Below are 18,094 nucleotides of genomic sequence, written 5' to 3'. Positions count from 1 at the left end.
GCGTCTCCTTACCTAAATAATAGATTTGCGGCTAATTGTACCTTTTTTATTCTAAATCAATCAATAATCTCGTAAACATATTCGTGTTTGAGTTTTTTACGGTGTATTTCGACGATACGAAGATGTTCAAAAGCAATTGTTTGCAGTGCCGCATCATCGACGGGTTGTTCGTAAGCAATCTGTCGTAAGACCTTGCCGCGGTATGCTTTGGCAAAATGGCTGACAACCTTTCCTCCTTTGAGAAACTTCATCGTGATATAAGGTTTTTGCGGCATGTAAAACTTTTCGTAAAAGCCGGCGCGTAAATCTAAAAGCGTCTCGTTCGCAATCCAATCATCAATGGCTTGTGAAAAAAAAGTATGATAAAACGTTTCAGGTTTGAAGCCCTCAAGCGATGCGCCTTGATGAACTCGGTAGTTGGGAATTTCGTCTTGCGCCAAAATCGGTCCGAAAAGATTGGAAAAAATCATCACGTTTTGGTCGAGAAACGTTTGGGACGAAGGATTTAAAGAAGCATAATCCAAATAATCGTAAGCAACGCCGCTATAACGTTCGATTGCTTTACATGTCGGAGCGTCGAATAAAGGCGTTTGCATCCACTCTTTGCAAAGCGAAATATCTTTGAGTCCGAAAATCGAGCGAAGGCTTGCATCGTTTGCGGTTTGGAGAAGCACGTGATAGCGTTCTAAAACTTCCAGACGCCGTTTATAAAGATCGGGAAAGATAAAACTATCGGGATTCAAAGGGGGTGTTTTGCGAAAAAGTGTTTTTGTTTCGCTCGGTGAAAAAAGAATTTTCATGCGATAAATCTCCTCAGATAAAGATACCGATTATTTTAGCGTAGAATAGTATTGACTTTGCTTGTCAATTAAGATATACTTTCACCTCACAATCACGGGTGCTGGTGTAGCTCAGTCGGTAGAGCAACTGCCTTGTAAGCAGTAGGTCGGCGGTTCGACTCCGTTCACCAGCTCCACTTTTTTGTGAAAGACAGTGTTTGACCAGAAGTAAAATGGTATAGATACGGTGAGATACTCAAGTGGCCAACGAGGGCAGACTGTAAATCTGCTGACTATGTCTTCGAAGGTTCGAATCCTTCTCTCACCACCATTTGCGGGAGTAGCTCAGTCGGCTAGAGCATTAGCCTTCCAAGCTGGGGGTCGCGGGTTCGAGTCCCGTCTCCCGCTCCAACGATTTTGTAACATAAACTGGGAGCTGTTGAATTTCTTCTGCATTAATGCACTACAGAACAAGTTCAGTAGGCTTACCTTTCTTACGTTTTATGAAATCAGATTGTTACAGTTTTTAGATATCATGTCGGTTCCCTTTTATGTCGTCGGCTCATATGGCTCAGGGGTAGAGCACTTCCTTGGTAAGGAAGAGGTCGAGGGTTCAAGTCCCTCTATGAGCTCCATTCACTATAAAGTTTGAAAAACTTTGCAAATTGAACATGCATTAAAAACAAAAACTCATTACGGAGGAAAAAATGGCAAAAGAAAAGTTCTCTAGAACCAAGCCACACGTTAACATCGGAACTATCGGTCACGTTGACCATGGTAAAACTACGCTCACGGCAGCAATTTCAGCAGTTCTTGCAACCAAAGGTCTTGCTGATTTTAAAGATTATGATGGTATTGATAACGCTCCTGAAGAGAGAGAGCGCGGTATTACGATCGCAACCTCACACATTGAATACGAAACAGAAAATCGCCACTACGCTCACGTAGACTGCCCAGGCCACGCCGACTATGTTAAAAACATGATCACCGGTGCTGCTCAAATGGACGGCGCGATCCTCGTTGTTTCTGCAGCAGACGGCCCAATGCCACAAACTCGTGAGCACATCCTTCTTTCACGTCAAGTAGGTGTTCCTTATATCGTTGTTTTCATGAACAAAGCGGACATGGTTGACGATGAAGAACTTCTTGAACTCGTTGAAATGGAAATTAGAGAACTTCTTAGCTCATACGATTTTCCAGGCGACGATACACCAATCGTAGCAGGTTCTGCGCTTAAAGCTCTTGAAGAAGCTAAAGCGGGTAAAGTTGATGCATGGGGTCAAAAAATCCTTGATTTGATGGCTGCCGTTGATGCTTATATCCCAACTCCAGAACGTGAAATCGATAAAGATTTCTTGATGCCTATCGAAGACGTATTCTCAATTTCAGGTCGCGGTACCGTTGTTACGGGTAAAATCGAAAGAGGTGCCGTAAAAATCGGTGAGACTATCGAAATCGTCGGTATTAAAGATACGAAAACAACAACCGTAACCGGTGTTGAAATGTTCCGTAAAGAGATGGAACGCGGTGAAGCAGGCGATAACTGCGGTATTTTACTACGTGGTATCAAAAAAGAAGAAGTTGAGCGTGGTATGGTTCTTTGTAAACCAAAATCAATCACTCCACACACTGACTTCGAAGCTGAAGTATACGTACTAAGCAAAGAAGAGGGCGGACGTCATACTCCATTCTTCAACAACTATAGACCACAATTCTATGTACGTACAACAGACGTAACAGGTTCTATCACATTACCGGAAGGTACTGAGATGGTTATGCCTGGTGATAACGTTAAAATCAAAGTTGCACTTATTGCACCTATCGCTCTTGAAGAGGGTACTCGTTTTGCGATCCGTGAGGGTGGTAGAACAGTTGGTGCGGGTGTTGTTGCCAAAATCATCAAGTAATTTTAACATGTAAGGGGAAACCCTTACATGTAATTTAGTCAAGGAAATAGTATGACCGTTAAAATCGGACTTAAATGTTCTGAATGTGGTGACATCAATTACACTACAACAAAAAACAGCAAGACAGTAACTGAAAAAGTCGAACTCAGTAAATATTGTCCACGTTTGAAAAAACACACCGTTCACAAAGAAGTGAAATTAAAAAGTTAAGTCGAATTTTTTGACTTAACTTTACATGTAGGGTAGTAGCTCCAACGGTAGAGCGTCGGTCTCCAAAACCGCAGGTTGGGGGTTCGAGTCCCTCCTACCCTGCCACTAGTCGAGGTAATGCAATGGAAAAATTAAGAGCTTATTATCAATATTCTAAAGCTGAGTTGTCAAAGGTTATTTTCCCGATTAAAGAGCAGATTCGAAATGCCTTTATTTCTGTCTTTGTCGTCGTAACCGTTATATCACTTTTTTTAGCATTGATTGACGCTGTTATGTCTTTTTCTTTGTCCTCTTTAATTTAAGGAGAGAAAATGGCACATCGATGGTATGCAATTCAAACGTATGCAGGAAGTGAGCAAGCAGTTAAAAAAGGAATTATCACTCTTGTTAATGATCATGGTATTGCCGATAAGTTAGAGCAAATTCTTGTTCCGACAGAAGATGTCATTGAAGTTAAGAATGGTAAAAAGAAGATTAGTGAGCGAAGTTTGTATCCGGGTTATGCGTTTGCAAAACTCGATTTAGATACGGCACTTTGGCATTTAATCCAATCTTTGCCGAAAGTCGGACGATTTATCGGAGAGGCTAAAAAGCCTACGCCTTTAAGTGAAAAAGACATCGCATTGATTTTGGAAAAAGCCGAGAAAAAAGGTGCGCCTAAACCGAAAATTTTCTTTGAGACAGGTGAGAGCGTTAGGATCACAGAAGGTCCTTTTGCAAACTTTACCGGCTCAGTCGAAGAATACGATATGGTTCACGGCAAACTCACACTCAATGTTTCAATTTTTGGTCGAAGTACACCCGTTGAGATTCTTTATTCTCAAGTTGAAAAAATAGTTTAAGCGTAAAGGAAAAGAAATGGCAAAAAAAGTCATTGGCGAAATTAAATTACAAATTGAAGCCGCTAAAGCAAATCCATCACCACCGGTCGGTCCGGCTCTTGGTCAAAGAGGCGTGAATATTATGGAATTTTGTAAAGCGTTCAATGAAAGAACGAAAGATTTAGCTGGATTTAGAATCCCTGTCGTGATTACGGTTTATGCTGATAAAAGTTTTACCTTTATCACCAAACAACCGCCTGCTACTGATCTTATCAAAAAAGCGGCCGGTATTAAAAGCGGTTCAAGTAACCCGCTTAAAAACAAAGTCGCTACTTTGACAAAAGCACAAGTTCTTGAGATCGTCGAGAAAAAAATTGCCGATCTTAATACGAAAGATCGCGAGCAAGCGGCTAAAATTATTGCCGGATCTGCTAGAAGTATCGGTATTAACGTCGTCGATTAAAAATACCCCTCTACCGCTAGGGATATAATAAGCGGAAGCAAAATTATGCGGAGATAAGTATGGCAAAAAGAGTAAATAAACGTTTTCAAGAATTATTGAAAAAAGTAGATAAAGAAAAAAAATATTCCGTCGACGAAGCATTGGCAAACATTAAAAACCTCGCTTCCGCAAAATTCGACGAAACCATCGAAATCGCACTTAAACTAAACGTCGATCCAAGACACGCCGACCAAATGGTAAGAGGTTCGGTTGTTTTACCTGCGGGTACGGGTAAAACCGTTCGTGTTGCGGTTATTGCAAAAGACGACAAAGCCGATGAAGCAAAGGCTGCAGGTGCGGATATCGTAGGAAGCGACGATTTGATCGAAGAGATTCAAGCAGGTCGTATTAATTTCGACGTTTTGATTGCTACGCCTAACATGATGGGTTTGGTCGGTAAAGTAGGCCGAATTCTTGGACCAAAAGGTATTATGCCGAATCCAAAAACCGGTACCGTTACGATGGATGTTGCCAAAGCCGTTGAAAACAACAAAGGCGGTCAAGTCAATTTCCGTGTCGACAAACAAGGAAATATTCATGCCGGTATCGGTAAAATAAGCTTTAGCGATGCACAAATTCGTGAAAACTTCGAAGCATTCGTAAGAGCGATTAACAAACATAAACCGGCTGCCGCGAAAGGTAAGTATATTAAGAGTGCGGCTCTTTCATTAACGATGAGCCCGTCAATGAATCTTGAAAACCAAGAGTTAATCGACCTTCGATAACTCTTCCTTAAATATCGTACGTTAATCTTTGATTGGAGATAGTAGAGGTCGCTAGACTTAATGCGGAGTGCCTCCGCCTCTACTTGAAATCGCCAGTTGGAAAGGAGAAAAATTGACAAGAACAGAGAAAGCGGAATTTATCAGTACGCTAGCTTCAGAGTTTAAAGCTTCCGACGGTTTAATTGTATGTGACTACAAAGGTCTTAATACGAAATCCCTTGAAGCATTACGAAACAACTCAAGGCCGGAATCCGTAAAAGTAAAAGTTATCAAAAATACTTTGGCATCGATTGCTATGAAAGATGCGGGCTTAGATGGTTTGGAACTCAAAGACTCCAACATTTTTGTTTGGGGCGAAGATCAACTAGCCGTAACTAAAGTTGTCGCAAACTTTGCCAAAACGAATCCAAATTTTGTTGTGAAATTCGGTTATGCAGGCGGCGAAGTTGTTGATGCTGCTAAAGTTGAAGCACTTTCTAAAATGCCGTCTCGTAACGAGCTTATTGGAATGCTTCTATCAACTTGGATGGCACCGATTACCAACTTTACAATCGGTCTTGATGCACTTCGTGCTAAAAAACAAGAGTCAGAATAAAGAGTTTGTTAAGGTATAAGCCTTACATGTAGAATGCAAGAGCCAGACTCTTGTAGAATCATTTATAACTATAAAAACATCAGGAGATTTGAAATGGCAATTTCAAAAGAAGACGTATTAGAGTATATTTCAGGTCTTAGCGTACTTGAATTAAGCCAATTGGTTAAAGATTTCGAAGAGAAATTCGGTGTATCTGCCGCTCCGGTTATGGTAGCGGGCGCTGGTGCTGCGGTTGCGGCTGAAGCGGTTGAAGAGAAAACTGAGTTTGACGTTATCCTTAAAGACGGTGGCGAGAAAAAAATCAACGCTATTAAAGTCGTAAGAGAAATCACTGGTCTTGGTCTTAAAGAGGCTAAAGACGCAGTTGAGGGCGCACCTACAACGATTAAAGAAGGCGTATCTAAACAACTTGCAGAAGAAATTAAAAAGAAACTTGAAGAAGCCGGCGCTGTCGCTGAAATCAAGTAATCTGATTTTCGAGAGAAACTTCGGTTTCTCTCATTAACTTTCCTAGGATATTTTTAGTCGTTATACATTCTATCCAGCGATAGATGAACCTACTGCCCTTTTCAAACAACTACACGAGGTAGACTCATGTTAAATAGCTTAAAATCAGGAAATCGCTTACGAGTCGATTTTTCTAAAGTTCCGAAAAAAATTGATGTACCCAACCTATTACAACTTCAGCAAAAGAGTTATGAACAATTTTTAAATGTCGAAAACCTTCAAGATGAAAGCGGTGTAGAGAAGGTTTTTAAATCCATTTTCCCCATCCACGATCCCCAAAATAGACTTACTTTAGAATACGCAGGATCAGAAATCGGCAAACCCAGATACACGGTTAGAGAGTGTATGGAGCGAGGACTGACGTATTCGGTTAGCATCAAAATGAACATTCGCCTTATCCTGTGGGATAAAGATGAAAAAACCGGTGAAAAAACCGGCGTGAAAGATATTAAAGAACAAGCCATTTTTATTCGTGAAATTCCTTTAATGACGGATCGAACGTCGTTTATTATTAACGGCGTCGAGAGAGTCGTCGTCAACCAGCTTCACAGAAGCCCCGGTGTTATCTTTAAAGAAGAAGAGAGTCCGACGGTTGCCAATAAACTCATCTACAACGCTCAAATTATTCCCGATCGCGGATCGTGGTTATACTTTGAATACGATGCAAAAGATACGTTGTTCGTCAGAATCAATAAACGTAGAAAAGTACCGATTACGATCCTTTTTAGGGCATTAGGATACAGCAAACAAGATATTTTAAAACTTTTCTACCCCGTATTGAATATTTTAATTCGTGATAACAAATTTTTGATTGAATTTTCGGCAGATAATTTTTTAGGTCGTGTCGATTTTGACCTAAAAGATGAAAACGGTACGCTTCTTTTAGCGGCCGGTAAACGTTTGGCACGAAAAAAAGCGGAAAAATTGATTGAAGACGGTGTCAAATATATTGAATATCCGGTTGAAATTTTGGTCAATCGTTTCCTCTCTTCCCCGATTATCGATCAAGAAAGCGGCGAGATTTTATACGACACGCTGACGCAGCTCGATGAGGGTAAATTGACCAAAATTATCGAGCAAAAATGTACGACGATTGAAATTGCGAACGATCTTGCCAGCGGTGTGGACGATGCGATTATCAACTCGTTTATCGCCGATAACGAAACGTTGAAACTTTTACGTCAAACCGAAAGTATCGAAGACGAAAACGATCTTGCGGCAATTCGTATTTACAAAGTAATGCGCCCCGGCGAGCCGGTAACGAAAGAAGCTGCGAAGCTCTTCGTAAAAGACTTATTCTTCAATTCCGAGCGTTACGATTTAACCAAAGTTGGTCGTATGAAGATGAATCACAAACTAGGACTTACGGTTCCTGAGTATGTGACGATTATGACCAGCGAAGATATTATTAAAACCGCAAAATATTTAATTAAAGTCAAAAACGGACAAGGTCATATCGACGACCGCGACCACTTGGGTAACAGAAGAATTAGAGCTATCGGCGAGCTTTTGGCGAATGAATTGCATTCGGGCTTGATCAAAATGCAAAAAGCGATTCGCGATAAGTTTACGGCACTTAGCGGAAGCGTCGAAGAGTTAATGCCGCATGATTTGATTAACTCTAAAATGATTACGTCTGCGATTGCGGAATTCTTTGCTAGCGGTCAGTTATCGCAGTTTATGGATCAAACAAATCCACTCAGCGAAATTACGCATAAGCGTCGTTTATCGGCACTCGGAGAGGGCGGTTTGGTAAAAGAACGTGCAGGCTTTGAAGTGCGCGACGTTCATCCGACGCATTACGGTCGTATCTGTCCGGTTGAAACCCCAGAGGGTCAAAACATCGGTTTGATCAATACGCTTTCAATGTATGCGAAAGTCAATGATTTGGGTTTTGTGGAAGCACCGTATCGCAAGGTCGAAAACGCACGTATTACGGACGAGATTATCTACATTACGGCAACCCAAGAAGAGGGACTCGTTATTGCACCTGCCAGTACGAAAATCAATGAAAACAACGAAATCGTTGAAGATTTGATCGAGGTTAGGGTTGACGGCGAAACCGTCTTGATCGAGAAAGAGAAAGTTGATTTAATTGACCTTTCTTCGATGATGATCGCCGGTGTTGCTGCTTCGTTGATTCCGTTCTTGGAACACGACGACGCCAACCGTGCATTGATGGGCTCAAACATGCAACGCCAAGCCGTTCCTTTGGTAAAATCGGATGCTCCGATCGTCGGTACGGGTGTTGAAAAAATCGCGGCACGCGACTCGTGGGAAGCGATTAAAGCCAAACGTGCGGGAATCGTTGAAAAAGTCGATAATAAAAACGTTTACATTTTAGGCGAAGACGAAGGAGGTGCATTTATCGATCATTACGCACTTCAAAAAAATCTTCGTACCAACCAAAATACGACGTTTACGCAAAAAGTGATCGTGAAAAAAGGCGATTTTATCGAAAAAGGCGGCGTAATTGCAGACGGTCCAAGTATGGATCAAGGCGAGCTAGCTATCGGTAAAAACGCGATGGTTGCCTTTATGCCGTGGAACGGTTATAACTACGAAGATGCGATCGTTATCTCTGAGCGTATGATTCGTGAAGACGCGTTTACGAGCGTTCATATTTATGAAAAAGAGATTGAAGCGCGTGAACTTAAAGACGGCGTGGAAGAGATTACCAAAGATATTCCCAACGTCAAAGAAGAAGAGCTAGCGCACCTTGACGATAGCGGTATCGTTAAAATCGGTACGTACGTAACTCCGGGTATGATCTTGGTCGGTAAAGTTTCACCCAAAGGCGAAGTAAAACCCACTCCAGAAGAGCGACTTTTACGTGCAATTTTCGGCGAAAAAGCGGGACATGTCGTGAATAAATCGCTTTATGCAACGCCTTCTTTGGAAGGTATCGTCGTCGACGTGAAAATTTTTACGAAAAAAGGCTACGACAAAGATCCGCGTGCGGTTCAAGCGTATGAAGAAGAAAAAGAAATTTTAGATCGTGAACATCACGATAAGCTTTTAATGCTGGATCGTGAAGAGATGCTTCGTATCAATGCGTTGCTTTTGAAAAACCCGTTGCACGAAGATCAAGAGATTAATAAACGCGCTTATAAAAAAGGCGATATGATTAAAGCCGAAGACCTTCACAACGTCAATCGATTTTCGATTAACTCGATCGTTAAAGCATTTTCGGACGAGGTTCAAGATGCTTATAAAGATTTGAAAGCTTATTTCCAAAATGAGAAGAAAAAGCTTAAAGAAGAGCATGACGAGAAACTCAATATCATCGAAAAAGACGACATTTTACCAAGCGGTGTCGTGAAGCTTGTCAAAGTCTATGTGGCTACGAAACGTAAGCTTAAAGTCGGCGATAAAATGGCGGGACGACATGGAAATAAAGGTATTGTTTCTAATATCGTCCGTGAAGTTGATATGCCGTACCTTAAAAACGGCGAAATCGTCGATATCGTTTTAAATCCGCTGGGTGTTCCAAGTCGTATGAATATCGGACAAATTTTGGAAGTGCATTTAGGTTTAGCAGGTAAACGACTCGGTACTCAAATTGAAGAGATGTTCAAAGAGAAACAAGAGGGTTGGGTTAAAGCACTCCGCGAAAAAATGATCGACATCGCTAATGTCGCTAAGTTGATGAATGCGGCTAGTTTTATTGAAACCTTGAGCGACGAAAAATTAATCGATTATGCCCGTGATTGGAGCAAAGGTGTTAAATTTGCGACGCCTATTTTTGAGGGTGTTAACGTTGAAGAATTTAGTAAACTCTTTGAGATGGCAAAAATCGATACGGACGGCAAAACCGATTTATACGACGGTATGACGGGTCAAAAAATGCATGAAAGAGTTAACGTGGGTTACATGTACATGTTAAAACTCCACCACTTGGTTGACGAAAAAGTGCATGCACGAAGTACCGGACCATACTCGCTTGTTACGCAACAACCAGTAGGTGGTAAAGCACTCTTCGGCGGTCAAAGATTCGGAGAAATGGAGGTATGGGCACTTGAAGCTTACGGTGCGGCACATACCCTACGAGAGATGTTAACGGTCAAATCAGATGACGTCGAAGGACGTATTTTGGCGTATAAATCACTCACAAGAGGCGAAAATGTCCCTCAAACGGGAATTCCTGAAACATTTTATGTTTTAACGAATGAGTTGAAGTCTTTGGCTTTAGATGTTGAGATTTATGACGAGGTGGAAGAAGATGAAACGATTAGAACCAATTGAGATTCACGAAGAGAGTCGTCCGAGGGATTTTAAAGCATTTCAATTAAGACTTGCAAGTCCCGAAAAGATTCGCTCATGGAGTTACGGTGAGGTTAAAAAACCCGAAACGATCAACTATCGTACCTTAAAACCGGAGCGTGACGGTCTTTTTTGTGCCAAAATCTTTGGACCCGTCAGAGATTATGAATGTCTGTGCGGAAAATACAAAAAGATGCGTTACAAAGGCATTAAATGTGAAAAATGCGGTGTTGAAGTCACGAGTACGAAAGTGCGACGTTCTCGTATGGGTCACATTGAGCTTGTAACGCCCGTAGCCCATATTTGGTATGTAAATTCTCTTCCAAGCCGTGTAGGAACACTCCTTGGCGTTAAAATGAAAGATCTAGAGCGCGTACTTTACTATGAAGCCTACATCGTTGAGCAATCCGGCGATGCGTTTTACGATGCCGAAAACAAAAATAAAGTGGCGGCATACGATGTTTTAAACGAAGAGCAATACCAAGCTTTACAGCAAAAATTCGGCGATAGCGGTTTTGTCGCAAAAATGGGCGGTGAAGTTATTCGTGATATGCTGGCCAATCTTGATTTAGTCGAACTTTTGGGACAACTCAAAGATGAAATCAATCAAACCAGTTCCGAAGCGAAGAAAAAAACCATCGTCAAACGTTTGAAAGTCGTTGAAGCATTCTTAAATAGCGGCAACAGACCTGAATGGATGATGATTACGATGTTACCGGTTTTACCTCCGGATTTAAGACCGTTGGTTGCACTAGATGGTGGTAAATTTGCGGTCAGTGACGTCAATGATCTTTACCGTCGTGTTATCAATCGAAATGCGCGTTTGAAGCGTTTGATGGAGCTGGATGCGCCTGAAATTATTATTCGCAACGAAAAACGTATGTTACAAGAAGCGGTCGATGCGCTTTTTGATAACGGTCGTCGTGCAAATGCCGTCAAAGGTGCGAACAAACGTCCTCTTAAATCGCTTTCTGAAATTATCAAAGGTAAACAAGGACGTTTCCGTCAAAACCTACTCGGTAAAAGGGTTGACTTTTCAGGTCGTTCGGTTATCGTTGTAGGACCCAACTTGAAAATGGATCAGTGCGGTCTTCCAAAACAGATGGCACTTGAGTTGTTTAAGCCGCATTTGTTAGCACGCCTTGAAGAAAAAGGGTATGCGACAACGGTCAAACAAGCCAAAAAAATGATCGATATGAAAACCAATGAAGTGTGGGAATGCCTTGCCGAAGTGGTTAAAGGTCATCCGATTATGCTTAACCGTGCGCCAACGCTTCACAAACTTTCCATTCAGGCGTTTCACCCTGTTTTGATTGACGGTAAAGCAATTCGCTTACACCCGCTTGTTTGTTCTGCGTTCAACGCAGACTTTGACGGCGACCAGATGGCGGTTCACGTTCCATTGTCACAAGAGGCGATTGCTGAGTGTAAGATTTTGATGCTAAGTTCTATGAACATCTTGCTTCCGGCTTCCGGTAAAGCGGTAACGGTTCCAACACAAGATATGGTTTTGGGACTTTATTATCTAACGTTGGAAAAACCGCATGCTATGGGAAGTAACAAAATTTTTGCAAACATTAATGAAGTTCATATTGCAATCGACGCTGGATTTTTGGATATTCACGCCAAAATTAAAACGCGTATTAACGAACGTGTTTTATTTACGACCGCCGGTCGATTAATCTTAAAATCGATTCTACCGGATTTTGTCCCCGAAGAGCTATGGAATCGTGTTTTGAAAAAGAAAAATATCGGCGGATTGGTCGATTATATCTTTAAAGAGGGCGGTATCGGTATTACGGCAAGCTTTTTGGATAATTTAAAAAATCTCGGTTTTAAATACGCAACGCAAGCGGGTATTTCAGTATCTATCGACGATATTCGCGTGCCGGAAGCCAAAATTAAGAAGATTAAAGAGGCGAAAAAACGCGTTCGTGAAATCCAAAAGCAGTTCAGTTCGGGTTTATTGACCGAGCAAGAGCGTTACAATAAAATTATCGATATTTGGACTGATACGAACAACGAAGTAGCGTCGGAGATGATGAAGCTTACCGAGAGCGACAAAGGCGGGTTTAACTCGATTTACATGATGGCAGATTCAGGTGCACGCGGTTCTGCGGCACAGATTCGTCAGCTAGCAGGTATGAGGGGTTTGATGGCAAAACCGGACGGTTCGATTATCGAAACGCCGATTATTTCAAACTTCCGCGAAGGTCTAAACGTATTAGAGTACTTTATTTCAACGCACGGTGCGCGTAAAGGTTTAGCGGATACCGCGCTTAAAACGGCGAATGCAGGTTACTTGACACGTAAACTGATCGACGTTGCTCAAAACGTAAAAGTGACCATGGACGATTGCGGTACGCACGAAGGCGTCGAGATTACCGATATTAGCGAAAGCGGCGAGTTGGTCGAATCGCTTTACGAAAGAGCTTTGGGACGTGTTTTAGCCGAAGACGTGATCGATACGATTACCAACGAGGTTCTTTTTACCGAAGGAACGATTATCGATGAGAAAAAAGCGCAAGCCCTAAAAGAAGCCAGCATCAAGTCGGTTGTCATTCGTACGCCGATTACATGTAAAGCTAAAAAAGGTGTGTGTGCTAAATGTTATGGTACCAACTTGGCAGAGGGAACCTTGGTTCGCCCGGGCGAAGCAGTAGGTATTATCTCAGCACAATCCATCGGTGAGCCAGGTACGCAGCTAACACTTCGTACATTCCACATCGGTGGTACGGCGTCGACCGAATCGCAAGATCGTCAGGTTATCGCACAAAAAGAGGGTTTTATCCGCTATTACAACGTGAAAACCTATACGACGAAAGAGAATAAAAATATCGTTGCTAATCGAAGAAATGCGGCAGTTTTATTGGTTGAACCAAAAATCAAAGCTTTGTTCAAAGGACGCATTGAAATTGATACCGCGCACGAAGAGACGGTTATTTCTATCATCGGTGCTAACGATGCTAACGCTCGATACACGCTTCGTAAAAGCGACTTTGCGAAACCAAACGAGCTTGCCGGCGTGAGCGGAAAAATTGAAGGTAAGTTTTTTATTCCGTATAACAGCGGCGATATTGTTGAAGAAAACGAAAGTATCGTTGAAGTCATTCGCGAAGGATGGAACGTACCGAGTCGTATTCCGTATGCGAGCGAGTTGAAAGTGAAAAACGGCGAGCCGATTATTCAAAAAATTCATGCCGACGCTAAAGGAATCGTAAAATATTATAAGCTTAGAGGCGATTATTTAGAGCGTATTCATGAAATCGTCAAAGGGCATATCGTTAAAGAAAAAGGTATTTTTGCCGTTGTCGCGGATAAAGACGACCGAGAAGCGGTTCGTCACTATATTCCGCGCGATACGATTATCGATATAGCGGACAATAGCGTCGTAGAAGCAAAAACGTTAATCGGGTATCCGTCTACGAGCGAACAAATTACGATTGCCGAATGGGATCCGTATTCAACGCCGATTATTGCCGAAGACGCGGGTACGATTACGTTTGAAGATATCGAACCGGGCATTAGCGCAACCGAGCAATTCGACGATATGACGGGTCAAAGCAGACTTGTGATTAATGAATACTTACCGAGCGGTATGAAGCCGACAATTATTATCGTCAATAAAAACGGCGAAGTGATCAAGTATCAATTAGAGCCTAAAACGGCTATTTTCGTTCAAAACGGCACAAGCGTAGGTCTTGCCGACTTAATCGGACGAACGCCGAAAGCGATCGCCAAATCGAAAGATATTACCGGCGGTCTTCCGCGTATTAGTGAGCTTTTTGAAGCACGTCGTCCGAAAAATGCAACGGTCATTGCGGAAATCGACGGAACGATTCGTTTCGGTAAACCGCTTCGTTCAAAAGAGCGTATTATTATCGAAGCTAAAGACGGAACAAGCGTTGAGTATTTAGTCGATAAAAATACCCAAATCCACGTCCAAGCGGGCGAGTTCGTCCATGCGGGTGAGCGTTTGACCGACGGCGTAATTTCTAGCCATGATATTTTACGTATTATGGGCGAAAAAGCGTTGCATTACTATTTGATCAGCGAAATTCAACAAGTCTATCGCGGTCAAGGCGTTGCGATTAACGATAAACACATCGAGATTATCGTTTCGCAAATGTTGCGACAAGTTCGTATCGTCGATAGCGGCAATACGAAGTTTATTATCGGTGATTTAGTGAGCCGAAGACGTTTTAGAGAAGAAAACGAAGCGGTGATGAAAATGGGCGGAGAACCGGCGATTGCCGAACCGACACTCTTAGGCGTTACGCGTGCTGCCATCGGTAGTGATAGCGTTATTTCGGCGGCATCGTTCCAAGAAACGACGAAAGTTCTTACCGAAGCGAGTATCGCGGGCAAAATGGATCTTTTGGAAGACTTGAAAGAAAACGTTATTTTAGGTCGTATGATTCCAGTCGGTACCGGCTTGTATCAAAACAAAAAATTCAATATCGAATTGAATCCAAGTAGAGGTTAAGTTAAGGGTTTTCCTTAACTTAACCTTTTTTTAAGCTATTTTTAAATAAAATTAGCACCTATTTTTTACAAAACAAAGGAATTAATGTGCCAACCATTAACCAACTCGTCAGAAATGAGAGAAAAAAGGTAATTAAGAAGTCGAAATCTCCGGCAATGGCGAAATGTCCTCAAAGAAGAGGCGTTTGCACCAGAGTGTATACGACGACTCCTAAAAAACCAAACTCAGCTTTAAGAAAAGTTGCCAAAGTCAAATTGACCAGCGGTTTTGAAGTCATTAGCTACATCGGTGGCGAGGGACACAACCTTCAAGAACACTCCATCGTATTGGTACGCGGCGGTAGGGTAAAAGACTTACCGGGTGTTAAATACCATATCGTACGTGGTGCGCTTGATACCTCAGGTGTTGCAAAAAGAACGGTGTCTAGAAGTAAATACGGTACAAAAAGACCAAAAGCTAAATAAATTTAACCACAGGTGATGTCCTTTTGTTTTGACATCATTTGAGTAAAATTTTTAAAAATTTGAAGGAAATAATATGAGAAGAAGAAAAGCTCCCGTAAGAGAAGTATTACCCGATCCAATCTACAACAATAAAGTCATTACGAAGTTCATCAATGCTTTAATGTACGACGGTAAAAAAAGCGTCGCAACCCAAGTATTTTACGGTGCATTAGAATTAGCCGAAAAACGAAGCGGAAGCCTAAAAGGTATTGAAATTTTTAACACGGCTATGGATAATGTTAAACCCGTTATGGAAGTAAAAAGCAGACGCGTCGGCGGTGCAACGTACCAAGTTCCGGTAGAAGTAAGACCTGCACGTCAACAAGCATTGGCTCTTAGATGGTTGGTTTCATATGCTCGCAAGAGAAGTGAAAGAACCATGATCGAGAGGTTGGCAAATGAACTTTTAGATGCGGCTAACAGTAGAGGCGCAACCTTTAAGAAAAAAGAAGACACTTATAAAATGGCAGAAGCAAACAAAGCGTTTGCTCACTATCGCTGGTAGAATGACGATGAGCGTGTCCAAACAAATGCGACACGCTTTCTCATTTCTCAATTTTTACTCCTATTACATTTAAGGAAACGACAATGGCAAGAAATACCCCTATAAGCATGGTTCGTAATATCGGTATTGCTGCGCATATTGATGCGGGTAAGACCACGACAACCGAAAGAATTCTATTTTACACCGGCATCTCCCATAAAATCGGTGAGGTACACGACGGTGCGGCAACCATGGACTGGATGGAACAAGAGAAAGAAAGAGGTATTACGATTACTTCTGCTGCAACCACATGTTTTTGGAAAGATCATCAAATTAACATTATCGACACTCCGGGCCACGTCGACTTTACGATCGAAGTTGAACGTTCTATGCGTGTTTTGGACGGTGCCGTTGCGGTATTTTGTGCGGTAGGCGGTGTTCAACCCCAATCAGAGACCGTTTGGAGACAAGCAAACCGTTACCAAGTGCCACGAATGGTTTATGTAAACAAAATGGACCGTATCGGTGCGAACTTTTACAACGTCGAAGCACAAATTAAAAACCGTTTGAAAGCCAATCCGGTGCCGATTCAAATTCCTATCGGTGCAGAAGATACGTTTAAAGGCGTTGTTGATCTTGTCGAAATGAAAGCTTTGATTTGGGATGACGATGCGGCGATGGGTTCAAACTACCAAGTCGTTGATATTCCTGCGGAGTTGATGGATAAAGCAAAAGAGTACCGCGAGAAAATGGTGGAAGCGGTTTCCGAAACCAGCGACGAGTTGATGGAAAAATACCTCGGCGGCGAAGAGTTAAGCAAAGAAGAGATTAAAGCGGGTATTAAAGCAGGATGTCTTGCAATGACATTCATTCCTATGATCTGTGGAACATCGTTTAAAAACAAAGGTGTTCAACCGATGCTAGATGCGGTTGTTGACTATATGCCGGCTCCTACGGAAGTTCATGCGATCAAAGGCGAGTACGAAGACGGTCGTGAGTGTGTCGTTGATTCAACGGATGAAGGCGAATTTGCTGCTCTTGCGTTTAAAATTATGACCGATCCATTTGTCGGACAATTAACTTTCGTTCGTGTTTACCGCGGTACGCTTGAGAGCGGAAGCTATGCGTACAATACAACGAAAGATAAAAAAGAGAGAATCGGACGTCTTCTTAAAATGCACGCAAACAAACGTGAAGAGATTAAAGTGCTTCACGCCGGTGAAATCGGTGCGGTTGTCGGTCTTAAAGACACACTCACCGGCGATACGCTTGCGAGCGAAAAAGATCCTGTAATCTTAGAGAGAATGGTATTCCCAGATCCGGTTATCTCGGTTGCGGTTGAGCCAAAAACAAAAGCGGATCAAGAGAAAATGGGTATTGCGCTTCAAAAATTGGCGCAAGAAGATCCAAGCTTTAGAGTTGAGACTGACGAAGAAAGCGGTCAAACGATCATCTCCGGTATGGGTGAGCTTCACTTAGAGATTCTTGTTGATCGTATGTTACGTGAATTTAAAGTCAGTGCAGAAGTCGGACAACCGCAAGTTGCTTACCGTGAAACGATTCGTCAAGCGGTTAACCAAGAGTACAAATACGCCAAACAATCCGGCGGTCGCGGTCAATACGGTCACGTTTACCTCAAAATCGAGCCTCAAGAAGCAGGTGCCGGTTATGAGTTCGTTAACGATATCAAGGGCGGTTCCGTACCGAAAGAGTATATTCCTGCGGTTGATAAAGGTATTAAAGAAGCACTTCAAAGCGGTGTTCTTGCGGGTTATAAAGTGGAAGACGTTAAAGTTACCCTTTATGATGGAAGTTACCACGAAGTCGACTCATCAGAAATGGCGTTTAAATTGGCCGCTTCCATGGGCTTTAAAGAGGGTGCGAGAAAAGCAAAACCGGTTATTCTTGAGCCAATCATGAAAGTGGAAGTTGAAACACCTGAGGACTTTATGGGTGATGTTATCGGCGATCTTAATAGACGTCGTGGACAAATCAACTCAATGGATGATAGAAGCGGTAACAAAATCGTTAACGCATTCTGCCCATTGGCTGAGATGTTCGGTTACTCAACTGACCTTCGCTCTCAAACTCAAGGTCGTGCGTCTTACTCTATGGAATTTGATCACTACGATGAAGTTCCAAGAAACGTTGCCGACGAAATTATCAAAAAACGTAACGGTTAATCCTTTTACATGTAAAGAGTCTTCGGGCTCTTTACACCTCTTTTTCTGCAAACATTGATTCAATCTATTCAAACCCATTTCTTTTCAAGCAGTTTTTTTGATTCATAATCGGTTATAATCATGCGTTTT

General features: G+C 42.2%; 14 protein-coding genes and 5 tRNA genes. 18 read left to right on the top strand and 1 reads right to left on the bottom strand.

Going from position 1 to position 18,094, the window contains the following annotated elements; all coding sequences use genetic code 11:
• Positions 1 to 56: 56 nt before the first annotated feature.
• Entirely contained in the window at positions 57 to 800 is a 744-nt protein-coding gene (locus UCH003_RS11795) for a YaaA family protein (protein ID WP_060826651.1), read from the bottom strand.
• Positions 801 to 900: 100 nt separating this feature from the next.
• Here UCH003_RS11795 and UCH003_RS11790 point away from each other — a divergent pair.
• The 18 genes from UCH003_RS11790 to fusA all read left to right on the top strand — a co-directional run bounded on the left by UCH003_RS11790 (position 901) and on the right by fusA (position 17,965).
• A tRNA-Thr gene (locus UCH003_RS11790) sits at positions 901 to 976 on the top strand.
• A gap of 49 nt (positions 977 to 1,025) precedes the next feature.
• Positions 1,026 to 1,110, top strand: a tRNA-Tyr gene (locus tag UCH003_RS11785).
• 3 nt (positions 1,111 to 1,113) lie between these two features.
• Positions 1,114 to 1,190: transfer RNA gene (locus UCH003_RS11780), tRNA-Gly, on the top strand.
• A 149-nt stretch (positions 1,191 to 1,339) separates the two neighbouring features.
• Positions 1,340 to 1,414, top strand: a tRNA-Thr gene (locus tag UCH003_RS11775).
• Between the two features lie 72 nt (positions 1,415 to 1,486).
• Positions 1,487 to 2,686: an elongation factor Tu gene (tuf, locus tag UCH003_RS11770; protein ID WP_039672119.1), complete on the top strand. Its 1,200-nt coding sequence runs from the start codon at positions 1,487 to 1,489 to the stop codon at positions 2,684 to 2,686.
• 51 nt (positions 2,687 to 2,737) lie between these two features.
• Positions 2,738 to 2,896, top strand: coding sequence for a 50S ribosomal protein L33 (rpmG, locus tag UCH003_RS11765; protein ID WP_012856149.1), 159 nt, complete (start codon positions 2,738 to 2,740; stop codon positions 2,894 to 2,896).
• Positions 2,897 to 2,925: 29 nt separating this feature from the next.
• Positions 2,926 to 3,001, top strand: a tRNA-Trp gene (locus UCH003_RS11760).
• Between the two features lie 17 nt (positions 3,002 to 3,018).
• On the top strand, positions 3,019 to 3,198 hold the full coding sequence (gene secE, locus UCH003_RS13600; protein WP_082006872.1) for a preprotein translocase subunit SecE: 180 nt from the start codon (positions 3,019 to 3,021) through the stop codon (positions 3,196 to 3,198).
• A gap of 9 nt (positions 3,199 to 3,207) precedes the next feature.
• On the top strand, positions 3,208 to 3,738 hold the full coding sequence (gene nusG / locus UCH003_RS11755) for a transcription termination/antitermination protein NusG (RefSeq protein ID WP_039672121.1): 531 nt from the start codon (positions 3,208 to 3,210) through the stop codon (positions 3,736 to 3,738).
• Positions 3,739 to 3,754: 16 nt separating this feature from the next.
• Positions 3,755 to 4,180, top strand: a complete 426-nt coding sequence (gene rplK / locus UCH003_RS11750) for a 50S ribosomal protein L11 (RefSeq protein WP_041962924.1) — start codon at positions 3,755 to 3,757, stop codon at positions 4,178 to 4,180.
• 59 nt (positions 4,181 to 4,239) lie between these two features.
• Positions 4,240 to 4,944: a 50S ribosomal protein L1 gene (rplA, locus tag UCH003_RS11745; protein WP_060826650.1), complete on the top strand. Its 705-nt coding sequence runs from the start codon at positions 4,240 to 4,242 to the stop codon at positions 4,942 to 4,944.
• Positions 4,945 to 5,056: 112 nt separating this feature from the next.
• Positions 5,057 to 5,539: a 50S ribosomal protein L10 gene (gene rplJ / locus UCH003_RS11740; protein WP_039672124.1), complete on the top strand. Its 483-nt coding sequence runs from the start codon at positions 5,057 to 5,059 to the stop codon at positions 5,537 to 5,539.
• A 93-nt stretch (positions 5,540 to 5,632) separates the two neighbouring features.
• Positions 5,633 to 6,007 (top strand): 50S ribosomal protein L7/L12, encoded by a 375-nt coding sequence (rplL, locus tag UCH003_RS11735; protein ID WP_039672125.1) that lies wholly within the window; start codon positions 5,633 to 5,635, stop codon positions 6,005 to 6,007.
• Positions 6,008 to 6,133: 126 nt separating this feature from the next.
• On the top strand, positions 6,134 to 10,291 hold the full coding sequence (gene rpoB, locus UCH003_RS11730; protein WP_060826649.1) for a DNA-directed RNA polymerase subunit beta: 4,158 nt from the start codon (positions 6,134 to 6,136) through the stop codon (positions 10,289 to 10,291).
• A complete protein-coding gene (gene rpoC, locus UCH003_RS11725) occupies positions 10,269 to 14,795 on the top strand; it encodes a DNA-directed RNA polymerase subunit beta' (protein ID WP_060826648.1) in 4,527 nt (1,508 codons plus the stop codon). Before rpoB ends, rpoC begins: the two co-directional genes overlap by 23 nt.
• An 86-nt stretch (positions 14,796 to 14,881) precedes the next feature.
• Complete coding sequence (gene rpsL, locus UCH003_RS11720; RefSeq protein ID WP_039672128.1) at positions 14,882 to 15,259, top strand: 30S ribosomal protein S12; 378 nt, start codon at positions 14,882 to 14,884, stop codon at positions 15,257 to 15,259.
• 73 nt (positions 15,260 to 15,332) lie between these two features.
• Positions 15,333 to 15,803 (top strand): 30S ribosomal protein S7, encoded by a 471-nt coding sequence (gene rpsG / locus UCH003_RS11715; RefSeq protein ID WP_060826647.1) that lies wholly within the window; start codon positions 15,333 to 15,335, stop codon positions 15,801 to 15,803.
• A gap of 83 nt (positions 15,804 to 15,886) precedes the next feature.
• The gene (gene fusA, locus UCH003_RS11710) at positions 15,887 to 17,965 is read left to right on the top strand and encodes an elongation factor G (protein ID WP_039672130.1); all 2,079 of its coding nucleotides are present in this window, start codon (positions 15,887 to 15,889) and stop codon (positions 17,963 to 17,965) included.
• The last annotated feature ends 129 nt before the right edge of the window (positions 17,966 to 18,094 follow it).

This window comes from Sulfurospirillum cavolei (assembly GCF_001548055.1).
Lineage (GTDB): Bacteria > Campylobacterota > Campylobacteria > Campylobacterales > Sulfurospirillaceae > Sulfurospirillum.
Note: the sequence above shows the minus strand (reverse complement) of the source record. Positions and strands in the feature narration are given on the sequence as shown.